Below are 21,890 nucleotides of genomic sequence, written 5' to 3'. Positions count from 1 at the left end.
TGATTATTATTAACTACAGATTACCTTTCTTCATCTCTTTGACTGCAAAATCAGCGGCTCTGGCTGTTAAGGCCATATACGTAAGCGACGGATTCACACAGGAGGCCGAAGTCATACAGGCTCCATCTGTGTTGAAAACGTTCTTAACACTATGAAGCTGATTATGCGCATTCAATACCGATGTTTTGGGATCTTTTCCCATGCGGGCGGTGCCCATTTCATGGATACCTATACCCGGATGTTTCGACTCATCATTATAAGCTGTCACGTTCTTTAACCCGGCGGCTTCGAGCATCTCAGCAGCATCATTCATCATGTCGACACGCATTTTGCGCTCGTTTTCACCGTAGGCAGCATCGAACACGATTAATGGCAAGCCCCACTTATCTTTTTGGTCGGGCGAGAGCGTCATCCGGTTGTCCGGGTTGGCAAGCATTTCGCCAAATCCACCCAAACTCATCGTCCAGGGCCCAGGAGTAGTCAGGCTTTCTTTGAAATCGGCTCCGAAACCTTCCTGCCCGTTACCCCGGTTCCAGCCTCCGCGAGCGGCACCGCCCTGATAGCCAAAGCCACGCACGTAATCGCGCTTGTCACCCGCCCAGTTACGGTAGCGAGGTACGTACACACCATTAGCCCGACGACCATAATAGTACTGATCTTCCATACCATCAAAGGTACCAGCAGCACCAACGGCCAGGTGGTGATCCATAATATTACGACCCAGTTGATCCGATTCATTACCCATTCCATTCGGGAACCGGTGCGATTTGGAGTTCATTAAAATAGACGTGCTGGCGAAAGAAGAGGCATTCAGGAAGATAATACGCGCGTAGTATTCCCGAACTTCTTTGGTATTCTGGTCAATGACCCGAACACCGGTAGCCTTACCTTTCTTCTCATCGAACAGTACTTCCGACACGATAGAGTCCGGGCGCAGTGTTAAACGCCCCGTTTTGACAGCCGCTGGCAGCGTGGCTGCCTGGGTGCTGAAATAACCACCGTAGGGACAGCCTCGCATACACTGATTCCTGAACTGGCAAGCGGCCCTACCCAGATCGTAATGCAGTTGTTTGGGTTGAGTCAGGTGAGCCGTACGACCCATCGTGACAGTACGGGCGGGGAATGCTTTTTCGATCCGTTTTTTTGCTTCCTTCTCCAAACAGTTCATCTGCATGGCGGGCTGGTAATTGCCATCGGGCAACACATCCAGCCCATCTTTACTGCCCGAAATACCGGCAAAGGTTTCAACGTACGTATACCAGGGAGCAAGGTCTTCATAGCGAATGGGCCAGTCGACACCAATGCCTTCTTTGGCATTCGCCATAAAATCTTCCTTGTTCCAGCGATAGCTTTGGCGCCCCCACATCAATGAGCGTCCACCTACGTGGTATCCGCGAATCCAGTCAACTTTTCGTTTTTCCAGATACGGGTTTTCTTTATCGTTCTCGAAGAAGTGTCGCCACTCTTCGTTGGCAGTATATCCAGTGCGCATATTGGCCCAATATTCTTCGGCCGCCATCGTGGTAACTCGGCCCCGGTGAGGAAACTCCCAGGGATTATTGGTAGCTGTCGGGTATCCTTCAATGTGTTTCACATCGCGTCCCCGCTCCAACATTAGCACTTTCAAGCCTTTTTGGGTAAGTTCCTTTGCGGCCCAGCCACCCGAAATACCCGACCCAACGACGATGGCATCGTAGGTCATATCTTTTTTTGCGTCTATAGTAAGATTCATATTTCTTTAAGGAGTGCGGAATGAGAAGTGAGGAGTTAGAATGCAGAAGATTTCTTATCGGCGGAGCATTCTAACTCCTCACTTCTCACTCCTGATACTAAATTTAAATGGCCCACGCTTTTTGGCCGGGTTTCAGCGGAACACATCCATCATAACGCCCCGGAACAGCAACATATTCGAGTGCCTGCGTGGCTCCGATTTCGGACGTAAAATAGCCTGTCAGCGTCAAGTCTTTCAGCATAGAGAAGAAAGGCGTATACCGCTTTTTGGCATCGGGCATCTGTAGATCAGCCTGGGCGTTTTCTACTTTAGCCACCGCTTTAGCCGTTGTCATCTGTGATCGCAACTGCTTATCGTCGGCTTCGAGCTTCTTCATAATTTCAATGCGCTGTGCCGGATCAAGCTCCACAAATGCCTTCCCGTATGTATCCTGACTAAGCTTATTCGTCTGAATGAGTCCATTCAGGAAACGTTGCTGATCATCTTCTTTGTAGCAATCTTTCAGGATAATATCAATCACTTCGTTCACCTTGGCAGCTTTAGCACCAGGCGTATTCGTTGTGGGAATGATCGTATCGGCTAGTTCGGCAACCGTAACATCCTGATCGGCCGTAAAGAAAAGTGGTTTGCCTGTTAAGGCTCGCTGGGCAGCGGAGTTTTCGAGTCTGTCGGCTAGCGCGGCCGACATCACACCTGGCAATGTCATGCCTGCTCCGGCTATTGTGGCCACCCGCATTAGGGCATCTCTTCTATTCATATGCGTAGAGCGGATTATGCTTTTATGTAAAACGATATAAAGAATTACAAATGTATAAAATCAATGAATGGATTGTGTAATTAAAGGATACAGTTTTAACACTGACTGTACATCAGTAGAATAAAGGCACAAGAAGCCGAAAAAATAGGATGCGTGCAGATATAGCAGCGTACGTTGCTGGTTTTTGAGCTTATGCTGTCGACACTATAAATGCCATTAGCAGTGGTCAATCTGCCATCCCACTATTTGGACCATAGAAAGGCATGTTGTATTATGATCCTATCCTATTGTATGAATATTCAATCGTAACAGTATAAGCCGTAGTGAAACAGGAAGATAACCATATAGATAACTCATCCCGGTAGTATCAGGAAAATGACAGGTCCGCCCAGGCTACCTTAACAAATAGGCAACCTGCAACGGATCTCCGTTGCAGGTTACAAACGATGCCAGACACCATCTAAGGGTGGCGCAGCTTCCTGTACTCTATTCCTTGTGCCAAACAGTAGAAATAATCAAATTATAATCTTTTTTTAATATAACACAGTGATTAACCATGACTCAATGCACTGACAATTGATGCCGACTGGACAAGGTTGGATGTGTCACCAGCAACTGAATAATCTCCTGCCAGTGGCGGAATACAAACCAATGCAGGTACATACCGGGTTTGCCTATTTCACGGAAGTCGTCAATCAAGCCCTTCTCCACTGCGGGATTGGCCGTCTTGAGTAAAAATTTCAGGCATGAATAAATAGAATCCAGTTCAGACCTGTTGAATTCTTTTCCCCATTGCCGGGAACTAACTCCGGGCAAAACACACTCAGATGCGGCAAGCGTCTTTACATACTCTTTTAACAGCTCCGTTTGGCGGAAGACAGGATTAATCATTGTGTTTATAGTTGTTGTAATTATTGTAAATCAAGAATTGCTAAAATCTTGCCAACCTGTAAAAATTTCCAATGCATTTGAAAAAAAATTTAAGTGTCAAGAATGTAAGGCTTCTGTTGTCCTTTAACCATCTAATCAACCCGGTCTTGAAATAGTAGCCCAACGGAGCTGTCGCCTAAGCGGGCAGTAAACTGTCTGGAATTAAATCTAGGATAAAAGCCAGTTTTGGTAAAGATTGTACTGTATTTGTAATAAAATATGTGGATAAAATAAAATATAACCGCCTGCTCGTCTAACTGGAGATCAAGTAAGCACACTGGTTGATTTCACTACGCAATACGAGAATACGAGATCATTACCAAAAGGTCACTATTTTACTGAAATTTATTTTTTCGCTTTCTAAAAAGTATCTAATTTCCTCAATACGTTAACTTAACCAAATAGTGGTTACGGATTGAAACAACCTGCCACCAGATTTGCCATTAGTTCACAAAAAACCCCGCTTACGGCCTGTAAACGGGGTTTTAGTAGTCCCGACGGGAATCGAACCCATATCAAGCGTTTAGGAAACGCTTATTCTATCCGTTGAACTACGGGACCAGAAATTGGTATACTTAACCCAAACCGATAATACGTGTTTAGGTACTATTTTGGTCCAGCGTTCCGATTTTGCCAGTCGGACTGTGGGACCAAAAGTTGTCCCTTCTCACTACATTGAGAGAGAAGGGACAACAACGTCACAAAATTGCCAAAAATCCGCTAACTCGCCAAACCATCGCCGTACTCCGCCGACTCGGAGAGGGGAACATGACTCCAGTTTGGATAAATCTGGTAATGCCTCTCTTTCACCAGGTCATAGAGCAACTCCCGAAGTTCACCGACATTCTCACCCGTTTCGGCAGAGATGAAGGCCACGTAGTCGGCTTTTTGGGCAAGATACGTCTTCTTCAGGTAGGCCAGTGCCGTCTGTTTTCGAACAGCTACCGGAATAATGATATCTTCCTGCGTATCAATAAATTCATCATCTTCACCCAACTGAAGCTGATCGGCCCACTCATCTTTTGGAACAAATCGATCCATCTTATTGAATACCAGCACCATCGGTTTATCGGCGGCCTTAATGTCGGCTAGTGTCGAGTTGACAACTTCAATCTGCTCCTCAAAATTAGGGTGCGATACATCCACCACGTGAACCAGAATATCAGCTTCCCGCACTTCGTCGAGGGTTGATTTAAATGATTCGATCAACATCGTCGGCAACTTGCGAATGAACCCAACGGTATCTGTCAGAAGGAAGGGAATATTACCCAACGTTACTTTTCGCACCGTTGAATCGACCGTCGCGAAAAGTTTGTTCTCGGCAAAAACGTCGGTTTTGGCCATGGTGCGCATCAGTGTCGATTTACCCACGTTGGTATATCCCACAAGGGCAACGCGTACCAGCCGATCCCGCTCTTTCCGGCGCGTCTGGCTTTGTTTATCGATTTTGGCGAGTTTTTCCTTCAGAAACGAGATTCGGTCTTTTACAATCCGCCGGTCGGTTTCGAGTTCTTTCTCACCCGGTCCGCGCATACCTACCCCCCCTTTCTGGCTGGTCAAGTGACTCCACATCCGGGTCAGCCGGGGGTACATATACTGGTATTGCGCTAACTCGACCTGTACCCGCGATTGAGCCGTTTGCGCCCGCATCGAAAATATATTCAGGATGAGCAGGCTTCGGTCCAGCACTTTTACATCCTTAAAGCTGTCTTCCAGGTTCCGCACCTGCGCAGGCGTCAGATCATCATCGAAAATGACAGAATCAACGGGGTTATCAAGAATGAACGTCTGGATTTCCTCCAGTTTGCCTTTGCCCACAAACGTACGGGTATCAGGCCGGTCCATTTTCTGTGTAAACGCTTGAATAGTCTTCACACCCGATGTCTCGGCCAGAAATGCCAGTTCGGCCAGATATTCCTTCGTCTGGTCGGCGGTTTGTTTCTGCGTAATCAAGGCAACGAGTACGGCGGTTTCGGGTGGTTTAGTGGTATCGATCATAAATAGATTCAGGGATAAGTGGGTGTTGGGTGTGTATTTGTCGAAAATACTAACCAACACCCCATGAGATAAATAACGGGGGGCTGTGGGTAAAAGTTTCGGTATAAGAAGCGTGGCTTCAGTCTGCTTCGCTCACACCTGAACGGTTTTCCAGCGCCCCCGCCGAAATACAAAAATAGACAGGACGGCCATCAGAATTTCACTCGTTGCTACCGACCAGAATACGCCGGATGGTCCCCAGTGGAGAACGTGCGCCAGGGTGTAGGCAAGAGGTATTTCTACCAGCCAGAAGCATACAATATTAATGAGCGTTGGTGTTCGGGTGTCGCCCGCTCCGTTGAGCGATTGACTAAGTACCATGCCGTAGGCCATGAACAGATAGCCCAGACAAAATATTCGTAAGCCCTGCACTGCCACGTCGACCACCCGAGGATTGCTATCGAATAAACCAACAATCTGCGTAGCTCCCAGAAAAAAACCAATGCCAACGGCCGCCAGAAAAATCATGTTGCAGAAAGCTGCCCGCCATGCCGATGTTTCGGCCCGGTCGGGAAAACCAGCTCCCAAATTCTGACCCACCAGCGTTGCGGCAGCGTTGGCCATTCCCCAGGACGGTAAAATGGTAAACACGATAATCCGGATAGCAATCGTGTATCCAGCTACCACATCACTACCAAACGTAGCCAGCAGTCGGGTTAGAAAAATCCAACTGGCAGAACCAACCAAAAACTGACTGGCACCCCCAACGGCCAAACCAAGCAGATTCCGGATAATACTGGCATCGGGTGCCATATCTGTCTGTAACAACTGAATCGCTCCTTTTCGGCGAGACAGGGCAATCAGTTGGTAGATAACACCAATCGTCCGACCCGTTGTTGTGGCTACCGCCGATCCCAGCACGCCCATTTCGGGGAATGGTCCTAAGCCAAAAATGAACACCGGGCAAAGCAGGATATTAACCCCGTTGGCCAGCCACAACGAGCGCATAGCCATAGAGGCATCTCCTGCACCACGCAGACAGCCGCTAAGCGTATACAGTAGTATGATGGCAGGTGAACTAATGAAAATCATTCGGGTAAACCCTGTCCCGTTGGCAATCAGCTGCTCATTGCCTCCCATGAGCCGTAGAATAGTACCGGCAAATAAAAATCCTGGTACGCCCATTACAACGGCCAGAATAACCGAAACAAGAATTACCTGCCCTACTGCCCGGCCAGCCCCCCTACTATTCTGCTCGCCTATGCGCCGGGCTACGAGCGCAGTAGCCGCCGTACTTAACCCGATGGCAATGGAATAGACCAGGGTTAATACAGACTCCGTAAGTCCAACCGTAGCGATGGCTTCGGTATTGATTTTTGCTACAAAAAAGACGTCGACAACGGCGAACAATGACTCCATGACCATTTCCAGAATCATTGGAACGGATAATAGAAAAATTGCCCTGTTAATACTGCCTGAAGTGAAATTAGATTCTGAACCGCGCAAAGCGGCCAGGAACAACCGAATAAATCTGGTCATTTAGCCATATAGATGTGCCGCAACCGATGGTTACTGGCTCGTGTGTATGAAAGGAGAAAAAGTATTGTGCCAGACAAACTAGAGGTTTGTTGACACTTGAGAGAAAACGTAAAACCCTGGGAGGGTTTTTAAGCGAAGAACTTCATGGGCATTTTGGAACCGCCAGCGCGCATTCGTTTAGCGCACAAATTTACTGGTTAACTTCGTACAAATCCACTTTTTTTTGAGCAACCGGTTCATAAAAAACGGTACATTGGTCCTGTAATCAGTGCTGTTGGCCCAAAAACAGTGTTTTTTGTGGTAAACTATCCATTAGGTAGGCAGTTTAGAAAACATGCATATGTCCACTTTCTTCATAAGCGACCTGGCGGATTTTCTGCAAAAGGAACTGTCAGTTGGAAAATTTCCCGAAACGGAGCAAGGCGGTATTTACTATCCATCAAAACGACCAATAAAACGGGTTGGGTTAGCCCTGGAGCCGTTTTTCCGGTTGTATGACTGGGTAGATGAAACGCAGATTGACGCCCTCTGGTTACATCGTCCCTGGAAAATTGACTTGTCCCGTTTACCCCCCGATTTAGGTATTCTGTCCCATCATCTACCCTTCGACGAAACACTAACAATGGGCTATAATAGCCGTTTGGCCAGTCAGTTAGGGGCTATGGGCAATCTACAGCCCATTGGTTATAAGAAGTCGGCCGATGATTCTGGCAAAACCCTGCCTCCACGACCTATTGGCATGCTCATCGACATCAATCCCCAGGAATTTGATCTTTTACTTGACAGGATTAAAACAATTTTTGGTGGGTACGACCGCGCCGAAGCGGGGTATGGCTCTGGCGGATGGCAGCCGGATAGTTACCGCGTGGCAGTGGTAGGGGCCATGACTGATGCGCTTGTTCGGGAGGCCGATGAGAAAGGTCACATCTTTATTTAACAGGGGCCTATCGTAAGGCGGGTCAGCAGGCGGTTGACGACACGGGTATGGCTGTTATTGCTGCCGGGCATCGCCGAAGTGAAGAATGGGGCATGCGTATGCTGGCTGATATAATCGGGGAACACTTACCGGTTGAGTGTGTTGTACATGAGTCAGTAGTAGCGGTTAGGTGATAAAATCGGTTTACTCCCTAGTCCGGGGATCATCAGCAATACGGGTATTGTCATAGAAGGTATCCATTAGAGCCATATCCTCATCGGTAATCGTGAAGTTCAATACATCAAAATTTTCCTGTATCCGTTCACGCTTTACTGATTTTGGAATAGTGACTACTCCATGTTGCAACGACCATCGGATCAGAAGCTGATACGTCGATTTACCGTATTTACGGGCTAAAGCGACCAACTTCGGATCTTCGGCTTTTTGCCCCCGTACTACAGGAGCATACCCCTCTGGCTGAATGTTTTTCTGACGACAATAATCCAACACCTCAGGAAGATAGCAGTAAGGACTAAATTCGATCTGATTAACAGCGGGTTTAATAATTGCTTCGGTCAATAACTCATCCAGCTGGTCCAGGTAGTGGTTTGATACACCAATGGCGCGGGCGCGGCCATCCATATAGATCTTTTCAAGTGCTCGCCAGGTTTCGTGCCGATGTTCTTTAATGGGCCAGTGAATTAAGTACAAATCCACCACATCCAGGCGCAGGCGTTCCAGACTTCGGTTAAACGCCCGCAGGGTTCGGGTGTAGCCCTGATCATCGTTCCAGACTTTAGTTGTAATAAAAACGTCACTTCGGGAGAGGCCGCTTTCCCGAATAGCATCGCCCACTTCGCGCTCGTTGCCATAAGCAGAAGCAGTATCTATCAATCGACAACCTGATTCAAGTGCCCATTCTACGGCCTGCTGTACCTCGTTGGTCTGTTTTGGGGCATAAACACCAATACCAAGCAGGGGCATTTGGACACCGTTATTAAGCGTAGTAAAGGGTAATTCCATTCGCCAAACATATTTATAGTTGTTAATCCAGAAACGAGGCAGGATGTTTTCAAATGCTTACATTTTAGTTAGTGTCCTTAATTAATCATCGCGTTGTATGTTTACGGATAATTATCCTTACTATACCCGCCCCGGCTTATGTGGAAACGTTTCCCAATCCTAAGTCTCGTTATTTTACCCATAGCTGCCGGCTGGACCCAATCAACTCCCTCAACTAAACCGATTCATTACTCCCTCGAAATCGGTGGGTTAGCTACTTCATCCCCGCAAAACCCTTTTTGGCTACGGGTCAATCAGTATAATACCATTCCGTTGCAGGGTTCTTTCGGAACAATACGGGCGGGAATACAGCGCGATTATCAGACTCGGTCCGATTCGACGCCAAAACGAAAATCGCGTTTCGACTGGGGCTTTGGGTTATATACTGTTGCCAACGTTGGCCCAACGTCTACTCCCAACAATCCGGCCGTGTTGGTACCCGATGCCTACGTAAAAATTCGTTTTGGTATCCTGGAACTATACGGCGGTAACCGGCGTGAGGTAGCTGGGCTGGGCGACACCCTGCTGACGTCTGGTTTTGTTGCCTGGTCGGGTAATGCCATGCCATTCCCAAAAATAGCGTTACAAACACCCAATTATGTACCAATTGGCTTTACCAAAAAGTTGCTGTCTTTTCGGGTAGGGTACGCGCATGGTTGGTTTGCCAACTCTTATATACAGGGGAGCTATCTTCACCAGAAGTACCTGTATGGCCGGGTTGGAAAGCCCAACTGGCGCTTTCGTTTTTACGCTGGCCTAAACCATCAGGTACAATGGGGTGGACGAGCCGATTATCTGATTGGCCGAACAGATTTGGCGGTAGACGGCAGTTTACCTACCTCTTTTCAGGACTATTTATCCCTGCTAACCGGTCGCTATCCGGATGCTTTGGAAAACGACCGGTTTACAACTTTTGACGGTACTAATCGCGTTGGAAATCACGTAGGCAACTATGACATCGCGATGGAGTGGTTAGGAAAGCGGCATAACTGGCTACTCTACCACCAGCATATATATGAGGATGCTTCGGGGCTGGCTTTGAAAAACATACCGGATGGATTGACAGGTCTACGTTTTCAGAACCACTCCCCCATTAAATCCCGCTTCCGGTTTGACCGGGTTGTACTCGAATGGCTAAGCACCACCAATCAAAGTGGCCCAACCTTTGACCAAACAGCCCGGTATCAGGGAAATGACAATTATTTCAATAACAGCCAGTATACACAGGGGTGGTCATACCGGGGGCGAACGATTGGTACGCCGTTCATCATGCCACGTTCTGATCTGGCTCCGGCTGTAGGGAATGATTTTGGTGCGAATGGTTTCTTTCCCAATAATCGGGTAGTGGCCTGGTACTTGGGTACCCTCAGCGCCTTTCGACGCGGCCCTACGTTGACTACCCGTTTGTCGTATAGCCGCAATTTTGGTTCGTATAAACAACCTTACCCGGAGGTAATCCATCAGTTATCCACCCTTTTAACCGCTCAGTGGCCGCTTAACAAATGGGCGGGAACCTGGTTAACAACTACGGTAGCCCTTGACCGGGGCGAACTGATGCCTGACAACGTTGGTGGCTATATCAGCGTAAAGAAAAAATGGTAAATTGTTAGTCTTGCGCCACGATTCACCGTAAATTGTTATTTTTAATGTATTAAATCCAGTGAACATAGCTAAACGTATAAAGAACGTAACTATGTTTTGATCTATCCGGAAACGTTTACTATGGTCGTTTTTTACAGAAAAAGTCTTCGTGCCATTATCAGCGTGCTGGTGATCAGCCTACTATTGATAATGAATGCCTGCGACGACCGGCTGGCCCCAAACCCTGATTTATTACTCGAAGCCCCGGTTTATGCGCTGAACGATGCCAATCAGTTGATGCGTGTAACCTCAGGCACGCTGCATGAGCCGATAACACCGATACGCATAGTCGGCACAAACGTAGAGGTCGGAGAGCGGATCATGTCTATTGATTTCCGGCCTGCTACGGGACAGCTTTACGGAGTGAGTAACAAAAGTCGCCTGTTTATAATCAACCCCAATACGGCCGAAGCGCGTCCGTTAACGACCAACCCTTTCACACCCAGCCTTACTGGTAGTATTGTGGGCATTGATTTCAACCCAGCCTTCGACCGCATTCGGCTGATTAGCACCGATGGACAGGATTTCTGGCTAAACCCGGAGACGGGTTTAGTCGCGGCTAAGAACAGCATCAGTAGTAACTTGATGGGCATTATGGTTTCCGAACTGGCTTATACTAACAACCGGGCGGGCGCACTGACAACAGTACTGTATAATATCGACCCAGCTACGGACCGGCTCTATATACAAACGCAATCAGGTAAAAGCAAACTTACCGACGTTGGTGCTCTGGGACTGGATATTGCCGGCGCGGCTGGGTTTGATATTACACCCGATGGCCATGGCCTGGTAGCCGTAACATTTAACGGTGCTTCTGAGCTTCAGCAAGTTAACCTCGCAACAGGCCGATTACATAAGTTAGGTAACCTGCCGGGCACCATCATTGGGCTGGCGGTTCCTACAGAGCCAGTTGCCTACGCCATTGACAGTAATAATAGTCTGCTTGTTTTCAACCCATTGAACCCACTGCCCGTGGCGAAGACGGTTACGGGCTTACAGGAAGGCGAAGAGATCAATGGTCTCGATTTCCGTCCCTCAACGGGGCAGTTATATGCCCTGGGAAGTTCAAACAGGTTATATATGCTGAATACTGCCAGTGGTATAGCTTCTGCAGTTAGCAAAGCCCCATTTGGCAATCAACTGTCAGAGCCTATTGCTGATTTCCGGTTCACGCCTATATCAGACCGTATCTGGCTTAAAATGGCTACCGGGCAAACATTCCTGTTAAATCCTGTTGACGGTATGGTTGACAAGGTGGAACAAGCGCCGAATCAATACCTGCCAAACCTAACGCGACCCGCTTATACCCTACTCCGAACCAATGACTCGACCCGGATTCGTGCAATCAACCCAGTAAACAGATCGGCATCTTCGGAAATTCTATTGCCGGGTAATCCTACTATTCGTGGTTTTACTACTGGTTTGGGTTTGTGAGTTAAAGGCGCAGTTACGTTTTTCGCTATTGAAAAAGCCTGCTTCGTTGCGCAACGAAGCAGGCTTTTTGGCTAAAATACAGAAGACTGTCGGCCTGGGCAGACACTTATACGGTTTCAAGTTCCTGATCCATCCGTCGTGAACGCGAGCGATCCGCTGGAGTTATTCGTAGCAGGATTCGTTTTTTTATCCGCATCCAGCGTTCGTATAATTTTGATTCTTTCAGAAAATTCCACTTCTCCTCTTTCGTTTGCTGCTTATGTTCTTCGGGATCATAAAGCATACCGGTACATAGGCAGTGCTTACGCTCTGTACGAGTCAGAATATCGAAGTTCGCGCAGGTCTGGCAACCTTTCCAGAAGGACTCATCGCCCGGCAACTCGCTGAGTGTAACCGGCTGGTAGCCTAAATCAGAATTGATTTTCATAACCGCCAGACTCGTGGTGATACCAATAATCCTGGCGGTGGGAAACATCTTCCGGGACAACTCGAATGCTTTCGCTTTGATATGCGTCGCAATACCACTCTTGCGGTAATCAGGATGCACAATTAGTCCTGAGTTTGCTACGAATTTACCGTGGTCCCACGTTTCAACGTAGCAGAAGCCAACCCATTCGCCGGTAATGGCCGTTGCAATAATAGCTTTGCCTTCAACCATCTTTTCCATTACATAAATGGGCGAACGTTTGGCAATGCCGGTTCCTCTGGCTTTGGCGCTCTCTTCCATTTCATGGCAGATGGTTTCGGCCAGCCGAAGGTGGTTTTCATTGGCGACCTGAATAATGTATTGGTCGTTAATTATTTCTGGGGTGATCATTGTCGTTTATTCGGGCGGTTGTGAAGCCGCAAAAACGGAGACAGCGTAATCCGAGCTGATTTGTTGTGAGAAGATAAAACGAGAAAAAAGGCGGAAATAGTTTACCACATAGGCAAACAAAGAGATGTAGTCCTTTCGGACCTAAACCGAAATGGCGTAGTATGGAAGAAAGTCGGTAAGTAAACGAGCTTTGCCATTGGTTTTGCGCTAAACGCGGACAATTTTAGAGAGTTTATCCGGCTTGTGCAATAGAATAACGGTTTTTTTTAGGGATATGTTCGTAATCGCTCAAAACATATTTCTTAATTACCGGGTACTACATACTTTTCCGCGACAGACTATAAACGACAAAAAGTGTGCCTGTGGTTTTTTCTTCCTCCTATAATCCACTCACGCTAACCCAAAGCCGCCCTTTGCGGTATGGAGTGTTCTTCTATCTGTACGTCATGCAGGGGATTCCATCCGGTTTTTATCTGACAGCGTTAGCCAATTATTTTACAGCCGACGGTGTTGGGCCAGATGTGGTTGGTTCATTTATAGCCCTCTTCGGTTTACCCTGGACTTTTCAATTTATCTGGGGGCCGGTAATTAACCACTTTCAAGGCTCACCCATGGGAAGACGAAAGCCCTGGGTGGTAGTATGGGTAGGACAATTTTAGGTTTTGGTGAGTAGCTTGCATCATCGTCCTTTGACTTTAATCTACCATGCTACAGCTACGCAAGCTCCTTTACCGCGTTCTCGAGATGTCTGCCGGTAAACGCCGGGGCATCAGTCTGGTTTTCAATCTGATACTCATTACGATTATTACCCTGAATGCCATTGCTATTGTGCTCCACACCGTGCCGGAATACAATAAGCAATACGCCCAGCTTTTTATCGATTTTGAGCTTTTTTCCGTCCTCTTTTTCTCCATCGAATACCTATTGCGGGTATGGGTTTGTGTGGAGAATGAAAAATACCATCACCCCATTTTAGGAAGACTGCGTTATATCATTTCGGCCTCGGCCATTATTGACTTCCTGGCTATTTTCCCCTTTTATTTTTCGTTGTTCGCTACCGATCTGGGTGTGGTTCGCATTTTACGGCTCTTTCGTATTTTCCGATTATTCCGTATATCCCGTTATTCCCAGGCGTTTCGAATGATTCAACGTGTAGTAGAAGAAAAAAAGGAGGAACTTGTGCTGAGTCTCTCCTTCGTAGTATTTATGCTCATTATCCTTTCCAGCGTAATGTACTTCGTTGAACACCCAGCCCAGCCCGATAAATTCACCAGTATTCCGGCCACCATGTGGTGGGGGGTTAGCGCCATGACCACCGTTGGCTACGGCGACATTCTTCCTATTACACCCCTTGGCAAGCTACTAGGAGGCATTTCGGCCATCGTCGGCATCGGTCTGTTTGCCTTACCAACGGGTATTCTGGTATCTGGTTTTACCGAGCAGGTTCGCAGTCGTAAAGAACCCATAAGGCGCGTGTGTCCACACTGCGGAAAAGAGATTTAGGGAAACAAATGATCGTTCCCACAGGCTTTCTTCACCTTGGTCACTCCATCAAATCCGTTTGAAATTCGCCCCTTCCGTGCTAACTTGCGGTATGGAAAATTTCGTGGTTTCGGCCCGCAAGTACCGCCCAGCTACCTTCGATACGGTGGTGGGGCAGGAACACATTACAACGACGCTGAAAAACGCAATCAAGACCAATCATTTAGCGTCGGCGTTTCTGTTCTGCGGGCCACGCGGGGTAGGCAAAACCACCTGTGCCCGTATCCTGGCCAAAACCATCAACTGCCAAAATCTCAGTGCTGAAGGCGAAGCCTGCGATACCTGCGAGTCGTGCGTGAGCTTTAATCAGAATGCCTCCTTTAATATTCATGAACTGGATGCCGCTTCCAACAACTCGGTCGAGGACATCCGAAACCTGATTGATCAGGTACGCTACCCACCCCAGTCGGGTAAGTACAAAATTTATATTATCGACGAGGTACACATGCTTTCGTCGGCGGCTTTCAATGCATTCCTAAAGACACTGGAAGAACCCCCCTCCTACGCCATTTTCATTCTGGCAACGACGGAGAAGCACAAGATTCTGCCAACCATTTTGTCGCGGTGCCAGATTTTCGATTTTAACCGGATTCAGCCGGGGCACATTGCCAGTCACCTGGCAACGATTTCTGAGAAAGAGGGCATTACTGCCGAGCCCGAAGCCCTCGACCTCATTGCTCAGAAAGCCGACGGTGGCCTGCGCGATGCCCTGTCCATGTTCGACCTGAACGTGACCTTTGCTGCCGATCGCATCATTCGCTACAAAGAAGTGCTGGATAACCTGCATATTCTGGATTACGACTATTACTTCAAGCTGACCGATTTACTACTGGCTGGCAGTCTGCCTCAAAGCCTATTAACGATCGATGAAATTCTGCGTAAGGGCTTCGATGGGCATCAGTTTGTGGTTGGCTTTTGTCGGCACTTTCGCGATTTGCTGGTCTGCAAGGATGCCGCTACCGTGCAGTTGCTTCAGGTAACCGAAAACGTCCGTCGGCAATACCTCGATCAGTCGGCGCGGGCACCGATGTCGTTTTTGCTGTCGGCCCTAAGTTTGGGTGGTCAGTGCGATATGAACTACAAGCAGGCCAAAGACCAGCGGTTGCACACGGAACTGTGGCTGATGAAACTGGCCAACCTGCGGAACCTACTCAACTGGGAAACGCTGCCCGAACTCCCGCTGAATGGGTTTAACAGTAAAGAACCTGGGTCTGTCGAATTGGTCAGCCCCGAAAAAAAAAACGCCAGTCCGAACCCCAGCTCTCCCCAGTCTAATCCTGGACCCCAACTAACCGAAAACCACCCAATCACCAGTGAACCAGTTAATGGATATGTAGCCAATACGCCTGTGCCGGTAGAAACCCCCGCAGAAGCGTTGCCGGTAACTGAAAATAGCTATTCAGATGCGGCCAGTGTAAAAGACATAATGGCTTCGTCGGGTGTCATTACAACGCAGGAACCAGCCACCAAGCCAAAGATAACCCCGTTGCAACGCCCTGCAACCAGTAAACTGCGTTCAACTGTGCCGCTGACGGCGGGGGCGGTAAAGCCCACGGCTCAGGCAGATGATACCCCGGCGACTGTTACCCCGGCGCGCCCTGACAAACCATTCGATTTAGAGAAATTGCAGGATGTATGGGTATCGTTTGCCAAAATCAGGCAACGGCAGAATGATTCAGCTACGGAACAACTGGTATTGAACCGGGAGCTGGTGCTGGAGGGAGCCATTATCCGTATCAACCTCGACAATACCTTACAGGTAGGTTACCTGACCGAATTAAAGCCCGAATTGCTGGGCTATTTACGGAACGAACTACAGAACAGCCAGATTCAACTAGAGCACACCGTAACCCAGCAGGAAGTGAAGAAAATGATCTATAGTTCGCAGGACAAGTACAACTTCCTGGCCGAGAAAAACCCCGCCCTGCACGAACTAAGGAAGGTGCTGAACCTAGACGTGGACTATTGAGCAACCGTCAACTCCTTTTTTACTTTTTCATAAAAGGCCGGTACTTTCTGTCGCGGGTCTCCCATACCGAGTGTTTCAATGAGCAGGTACCATTGAACGAACAGTTTTTCCGTCACTCAGTGTTTACAAACTCGCCAATATATCCTGAAACTGGGCAAACGTGACGACGGGAACGGGTGGGAACAGATCGGGAATCTCCAAAAGACCTAAAATATGTTTGTCATCCGTAACTAAATAGTCGGCATTGGCCCCGATGGCACAATCGACAAATTTGTTATCATCTGGATCCTGGGTCACCAGTTGATATTTACAAGATGGCTCGAATCGCTCGTGATTATGGGAAGCCAGCAGTGAACTTATTACATAATTAGATACATCCTGACTAAACTTTTGACAGATTATCTCGTCATATTCTGACAGAATCTCATTGCTAAAAACCCATGTGAAAGTATTGTCAATGAATGCGTTATAAAGCCATTTCTTCGACCCGTTTCTGGGTATTGCGTTTAGAAGACCATTCGTATCAACAACTATCTTCATTTGGGACTGGAACGAAGTGTTTGTGCGTAGTTCGTTCTATTCTCATTAATGCCTGCGCTGTCCTTCTCAATGTCCTGAGCCAACTCATGCCGATCATTCAAGATACGCTCGGCTTCCTCCTCTGCTTTTTGAGCAAAGTGCTTCGTCAGTACACGACGCACATCTATTAGTTCGGATTCAGGCAGGTCTCGCTCGAATAACTGAAGTAGTAACGACTGCGCATTACTCAACCGACGGGGTGATGGCGACAAGTTCATATCTAATAAAATTTTGCGTACTGTTTACGTAAAGATAAGCAAAATCCTTCCTCTCCGTAAGGGCTGATAAGCCTTCTATCATTCGCATTGAACCTGGATGTGGACTATTAAACGACCGTCAACGCCTTTTTTACTTTTTCATAAAAAACCGGTACTTTCTGTCGCGGGTTTCCTTTACCGAGTGTTTCAATAGGCAGGTAGCCCCGGTAACCAGATTCGCGTACAATCTTTACGATTTTGCCCAAATCGGTTTCCACTTCTCTGCCGTCAACGAACATATTTTCCTTGATTTGCCAGGTGGCCGCATACGGGGCCACGCGGGCAATCTGCTCATAGGGGTCTCCTATTCGGAAGCTGCCAATATCCAGATTGACTGCCAGCCACTCGGAGTTGACCCGTTGCAGAATGTCCAGGATATGGTCGGCTGTTTGGATAAAATCAGCGTGGTTTTGCAGCACAATCATCACACCCTGTTTAGCGGCATAGTCCGTACACTCCCGAATAGCTTCGACTACCCATCCCGTAACCTCTTGCCGGTTGTAGCCCACCGGCAGTTCCTTACCAGTACCCGAAAAAATCCGGATAACGGGTGCCCCCAGTTTGGCGGCCAGGTCCGTCCACTTCGTCACTAATGCCACTTCCGCTTTTCGGCGGGCTGGGTCGGGCAATGTAAAATCATTGCGGACGCCCGTTCCGCTGATGTCGAGACCTAACCGAAACGCTTTTCGCTTAATCTGGTACACGTAACTATCATCCGGCACAACCGGGTAGTTAGGAAAATAGTAACCCGTTGGGTCAACGGCATCGAATCCAATTTCGGAGCAAAATTTAATTACCTCTTCCAGTGTCATTTGCCCACTCATCAGGGGCTCATTGAATGAATAAAGGTTGCAACTAAGGCGGAGATGATCCAACTTTCCTGATGTGCCAATCCTGCCCCCAAACGGCCCTGTACCCATACCGGCTACCAGCGGCAGGCTGACAGCAACCGTTTTAAAAAAAGTCCGACGGTCAGACGGTGTTTTGTGCATGGTATCCATCATTTAAGCTGACAAAGCAAATCGGGTACTCCAGCTAACCATCAACAGGTGGTGATGGTTAGCTGGAGTACCCGTTAGTTGGCACTCTGTGCCTATCCGTCAATAACTATCATTCTGCTTTAAGTAGCCCGGCAGGTTTGAAGCCCCATCAATGGCCGTTTGCGGAATCGGGAAAAGCCGCTTTTTCACGTCAGCGTTGGTTTTTTCGGTCCAGATGCCTTCGTATTTGCCGTAGCGGATCATATCTGTCCGGCGCTGCGACTCCCAGTAAAACTCGAACCCACGCTCACGAAGCAATAAGTCGAGGTTCATCGTCGTCAGGGCGGGCGGGGCAGGCATCCGGGCCGTGCGGGCGGCACGAACCGTATTTACATCAGCCAGCGCACTGGCGGCATCGCTACTTTTCCGAAGTTTGGCTTCAGCCCGCATCAGATACATATCGGCCAGCCGCAGAATGACAATGTCGGCATCGCCCAGGTTACGACCGCTGGTCGATTTCTTGCTGAATTCGTACTTCTCCACCCGGTAGCCGGTGCTGTAATTGCTACCCGCCACCGTAAAATCAACCTGCTCCGTGAAATTAACGGCCAGCGTAGGCTTGTTGCGGTTTACGTTGAAGAGTTTACCGACCTTAAAGTTACCATTGGCACATTTCACAAACGCACCATTCACCCGAAGCAAACCATATTGCTGTCCGCGCAAAATACCCCGATCAATGTTGAAGTCATTGGCCGATACGCATGAATCAGCCGGGTTTGTATAGATGGATATATTTTGCTTATAAAAACGAGGGTCGACCGATGGATCTTTGGTGCCGTAGGCGGCAACCCACGACCGATAAAAATCCGACGTGATGGCTGGGCCGTCAGTACCGTTGGCCGCCGGGTAAGCGGGTAGCGGAAACTGGTCGCCGGAGAGCGAGAAATAGGAAAGCCGGTTGTGGCCGTTTAGTTCAGCCCGCTGGTCGATGGCAAAAACCAGTTCTTTATTATCGTGGTTATCCGAGTTAAAAAGGGAGAAGTATTCCGGGGCCAACTGATACTGCCCGGAGTTTATTACTTTCTCCGTGTACTCAACCACCTTATCCATGTCTTCCGGCTTAAACGTAAACTGCGTAGCATAGCGGTCTCGGTAGACGGCGGCATTTAGATACAGGCGGGCCAGCAAACCATACACGGCATTTTTCGTGAGCCGACCGGGGCCAACTGTGTTGCTAAGGTTCGGCTCAACGGCCAGCAACTCCGTCTTTACATACTCCAATGCGTCATTCCCCCGCAAAATGGTAGAGGTAGCGTTTACGTCTTCTTTCACAAATACCAGCCCGAACATATCCAGCAACAGCATATTGTAGAAGGCCCGCATTCCCCGCGCTTCGGCAATGTACGTTTTGGTAACGCTATCGTTGAGCGTGGGCAGCGTATTCAGGGCCGTAATACTTCTCGAAATGCCCTGTAGTGCCAGCAACCAGGCGTTCCGCACGTTTGGGTCGGTGCTGGTAGTGGTGTGCTGATGCAATGAAAGGTAAATACCGTTGTCGCCCCAATCGGTGCCACCCCGGTAGGGCAGAATGGCCTCATCCGTCGAGATTTCCTGGAGAGCAAAATAGATGGTGTGCGAATACAAATCCGGAAGCCGGGCATACACGGGGGCCATGATACCGTCGGCCGCCTGCCGGTCCGACAAACCCGCCACCGACGCTTCATCCAACACCTTCTCGGTTAGATTGGTACAACTACCGAGGAATAAAACGCCAGCCAGAGCCAGTATAGAAAGGATTTTCTTTTTCATTAAAATGTCAGATTTAGTCCCAGCACAAACGTCCGGGCTTTGGGGTAGCTGAGATAATCGATGCCGTACGACGAGATACCATTTACGGTGCGGTCGATATTTACTTCGGGGTCATAGCCGTCGTACTTTGTAATCACGAACAGGTTTTGCCCCGTTGCCGACAGGCGGATGCCCGAAATTCCACGCTTGATACCAATCGTTTTTGGATTCAGGCTGTAGCCCAGCGACGCGTTGTTTAGCCGAAAGAAGGCTCCGTCTTTCAGATAACGCGTCGATACGGGAGCCGAGTTATTGATGGATTCCTGCGAATACTGAATGGCTTCGGCAGTCGTGTTGATACCCTTGGAAAGCCGGAGCTTGTAGAAGTTAGCATTGGCCGTGTTGTCGTAAATCTTGTTGCCTGATACGCCATTGAAGTTCAGGGCCAGATCGAACCCTTTCCAGGATACATTGCTGTTGATGTTGAATTGCTTCGTAGGCAGAGCACTGCCGGCCGCAATCCGGTCGTTGTCGGTGATAATTCCGTCGCCGTCTACATCGCGGAAGGTGCTGATGCCTTTCTCATCGAAGCCCGTAAATTCTTTCAGGAAGAACGTACCGATGGGTTGCCCGTTGATGTACCCATTGATGGTAGCCGTTGACAGACCGGAACCCGATGCGGAACCCGACGGAATAACCGAGTAGGGTGAATTTTCGACGATGTTATTGATGAACGTCATATTACCGCCGATGTCGAACCGGAAACCGCTCAGACTGGCGTAGCGATAGTTCAGGGCCAGTTCGAGGCCTTTGTTCGTAATGCTCATATTCGGCACGTTGGTCCAGAACGTGCTGGCAGGCTGAACGGGGTCGGCCGGGATTACTTCCAGCAAAATATTGTTCGATATCTTGTTGAAGTAATCGACCGAGCCGGATAGTGCCCCTTTGAACAGCGCGAAATCAACACCAACGTTTGTCTGATTCGATACTTCCCACTGAATACCAGGATTGGCCAGTCGCGTGTAGGACGTACCCGCTGGGTAAGCCGTCGTGTTATCGAGCGGGTAACTCGTGGTGGCTCCCACCTGCGACGTGAATAGGGCCTGCGTAATTTTCGACGGAATTTCCTGATTACCGGTCCGGCCGTAACCTGCCCGTAGTTTCAGGTCGGTGAAGGGGCCATTTTTCAGGAAGGCCTCTTCCGACAACCGCCAGCCGAGCGAGAATGACGGGAAAGTACCGTATTTGTTGTTAGCCCCGAACTTACTTGAGCCATCGGCCCGGACAGTGGCAGTAGCTAAGTACTTGTCTTTGTATTGGTAGTTGACCCGGCCAAAAAATGATTGCAGTTCGTTTTCTAGCGCAAAGCCAGTAGGTTTATTATTGGCCAGCGTCAGGTCCTGACCCAAACCGGGATTATAAATCGGTTCGATGGGCGAAATCGGGAATTTGTTGATGCTCCAGTCGCGGCCCTGAATGAAGAACTTCTGGTACGAATGGCCCACCAACGCCGTAAAACCGTGGTCGGCCCGGTTCCAGGTGTAAGTCAGGTAGTTCTCCACCAGCGTGTTCCGATTGGTCGAATAAATGCTTTCAAGGCGACCGTCCTGCTGTGGCACCGCACTCGCCAGCGACTGTAAATCCTGCGTGGCACTGGAGTAATCGACACCCAGGTTAAACTTGTACACCTAAGTACAGGACAAAAGTGGTACAAGGTGGCCAACAGGTTGGCCTTTAAGGATTCTATCGCGCAGTTCATCTAAACCGTGACGGAATAAACTAAACAACGCTTGGCATCGGCCTGTCAAGTTGCGGGTTGGTATTTTATGACCCGCTTTGATGAGCCACTCGCCCGTTTCAAGGGCCCAAATCAGACTCATTGACAAGATAAACAACAGCCGACGAAGGCGATGATGCTTGGTTAGGCCACACCCTTCTAAATCAAAGCCTCTGGATTTGAAGGCACCAAA

The 21,890-nt window shown here is 48.7% G+C and carries 17 protein-coding genes, 1 tRNA gene and 2 pseudogenes; 6 read left to right on the top strand and 14 right to left on the bottom strand.

The features are described from left to right. Positions 1-13 precede the first annotated feature (13 nt). From B157_RS0103275 to B157_RS0103250, 6 genes are all read right to left on the bottom strand, one after another. Entirely contained in the window at positions 14-1,732 is a 1,719-nt protein-coding gene (locus B157_RS0103275) for a GMC oxidoreductase (protein ID WP_026308449.1), read from the bottom strand. 103 nt (positions 1,733-1,835) lie between these two features. Then, on the bottom strand, positions 1,836-2,468 hold the full coding sequence (locus tag B157_RS0103270; protein WP_020601951.1) for a gluconate 2-dehydrogenase subunit 3 family protein: 633 nt from the start codon (positions 2,466-2,468) through the stop codon (positions 1,836-1,838). A 582-nt stretch (positions 2,469-3,050) separates the two neighbouring features. After that, on the bottom strand, positions 3,051-3,380 hold the full coding sequence (locus B157_RS0103265) for a hypothetical protein (protein ID WP_020601950.1): 330 nt from the start codon (positions 3,378-3,380) through the stop codon (positions 3,051-3,053). Between the two features lie 528 nt (positions 3,381-3,908). Next, positions 3,909-3,980 (bottom strand) — tRNA-Arg (locus B157_RS0103260). 159 nt (positions 3,981-4,139) lie between these two features. Beyond that, positions 4,140-5,417 (bottom strand): GTPase HflX, encoded by a 1,278-nt coding sequence (hflX, locus tag B157_RS0103255; RefSeq protein ID WP_020601949.1) that lies wholly within the window; start codon positions 5,415-5,417, stop codon positions 4,140-4,142. A gap of 132 nt (positions 5,418-5,549) precedes the next feature. Then, positions 5,550-6,935 carry an MATE family efflux transporter gene (locus B157_RS0103250; RefSeq protein WP_020601948.1) on the bottom strand — a complete coding sequence of 462 codons (1,386 nt, stop codon included), beginning with the start codon at positions 6,933-6,935 and terminating at the stop codon, positions 5,550-5,552. Between the two features lie 340 nt (positions 6,936-7,275). Here B157_RS0103250 and B157_RS34300 point away from each other — a divergent pair, with 340 nt between their 5' ends. Beyond that, positions 7,276-7,872, top strand: a complete 597-nt coding sequence (locus B157_RS34300; protein ID WP_020601947.1) for a hypothetical protein — start codon at positions 7,276-7,278, stop codon at positions 7,870-7,872. 183 nt (positions 7,873-8,055) lie between these two features. Here the strand turns inward: B157_RS34300 and B157_RS0103240 are convergent, their stop codons facing one another. Beyond that, entirely contained in the window at positions 8,056-8,874 is an 819-nt protein-coding gene (locus B157_RS0103240; RefSeq protein WP_020601946.1) for an aldo/keto reductase, read from the bottom strand. 138 nt (positions 8,875-9,012) lie between these two features. On the opposite strand from B157_RS0103240, the gene B157_RS0103235 reads away from it, so the two are divergent. Next, complete coding sequence (locus tag B157_RS0103235) at positions 9,013-10,515, top strand: capsule assembly Wzi family protein (protein ID WP_020601945.1); 1,503 nt, start codon at positions 9,013-9,015, stop codon at positions 10,513-10,515. 120 nt (positions 10,516-10,635) lie between these two features. Continuing rightward, on the top strand, positions 10,636-11,988 hold the full coding sequence (locus B157_RS0103230; protein ID WP_041951878.1) for a DUF4394 domain-containing protein: 1,353 nt from the start codon (positions 10,636-10,638) through the stop codon (positions 11,986-11,988). A gap of 106 nt (positions 11,989-12,094) precedes the next feature. On the opposite strand, the gene B157_RS0103225 is transcribed toward B157_RS0103230, so the two are convergent. After that, positions 12,095-12,805, bottom strand: coding sequence for a GNAT family N-acetyltransferase (locus B157_RS0103225; RefSeq protein WP_020601943.1), 711 nt, complete (start codon positions 12,803-12,805; stop codon positions 12,095-12,097). Between the two features lie 356 nt (positions 12,806-13,161). Between B157_RS0103225 and B157_RS0103220 the strand changes: the two genes are divergently transcribed. The 3 genes from B157_RS0103220 (at position 13,162) to B157_RS0103210 (ending at position 16,316) form a co-directional block, all read left to right on the top strand. Then, positions 13,162-13,464: a hypothetical protein gene (locus B157_RS0103220; RefSeq protein WP_245565013.1), complete on the top strand. Its 303-nt coding sequence runs from the start codon at positions 13,162-13,164 to the stop codon at positions 13,462-13,464. A 46-nt stretch (positions 13,465-13,510) separates the two neighbouring features. Beyond that, positions 13,511-14,308, top strand: a complete 798-nt coding sequence (locus B157_RS0103215) for an ion transporter (RefSeq protein ID WP_020601941.1) — start codon at positions 13,511-13,513, stop codon at positions 14,306-14,308. Between the two features lie 91 nt (positions 14,309-14,399). Continuing rightward, entirely contained in the window at positions 14,400-16,316 is a 1,917-nt protein-coding gene (locus B157_RS0103210) for a DNA polymerase III subunit gamma/tau (RefSeq protein WP_020601940.1), read from the top strand. Between the two features lie 123 nt (positions 16,317-16,439). Here the strand turns inward: B157_RS0103210 and B157_RS0103200 are convergent, their stop codons facing one another. From B157_RS0103200 to B157_RS39260, 6 genes and pseudogenes are all read right to left on the bottom strand, one after another. Further along, the gene (locus tag B157_RS0103200) at positions 16,440-16,856 is read right to left on the bottom strand and encodes a putative toxin-antitoxin system toxin component, PIN family (protein ID WP_020601938.1); all 417 of its coding nucleotides are present in this window, start codon (positions 16,854-16,856) and stop codon (positions 16,440-16,442) included. After that, positions 16,853-17,113: a hypothetical protein gene (locus B157_RS34295; protein ID WP_020601937.1), complete on the bottom strand. Its 261-nt coding sequence runs from the start codon at positions 17,111-17,113 to the stop codon at positions 16,853-16,855. The genes B157_RS0103200 and B157_RS34295 overlap by 4 nt, the downstream gene beginning before the upstream one ends. Positions 17,114-17,220: 107 nt before the next feature. Next, positions 17,221-18,144: a sugar phosphate isomerase/epimerase family protein gene (locus B157_RS0103190; protein ID WP_041951877.1), complete on the bottom strand. Its 924-nt coding sequence runs from the start codon at positions 18,142-18,144 to the stop codon at positions 17,221-17,223. A gap of 108 nt (positions 18,145-18,252) precedes the next feature. Next, a complete protein-coding gene (locus B157_RS0103185) occupies positions 18,253-19,941 on the bottom strand; it encodes a RagB/SusD family nutrient uptake outer membrane protein (protein ID WP_020601935.1) in 1,689 nt (562 codons plus the stop codon). After that, positions 19,941-21,608 (bottom strand): annotated as a pseudogene (locus B157_RS34290) (TonB-dependent receptor domain-containing protein); the annotation flags it as partial. The gene B157_RS0103185 and the pseudogene B157_RS34290, both read right to left, overlap by 1 nt. After that, positions 21,609-21,890: pseudogene (locus tag B157_RS39260) on the bottom strand (hypothetical protein); the annotation flags it as partial.

It is taken from the genome of Spirosoma spitsbergense DSM 19989, assembly GCF_000374085.1.
Classification (GTDB): Bacteria; Bacteroidota; Bacteroidia; order Cytophagales; family Spirosomataceae; genus Spirosoma; species Spirosoma spitsbergense.
This window is presented reverse-complemented; position numbering and strand designations above follow the sequence as displayed.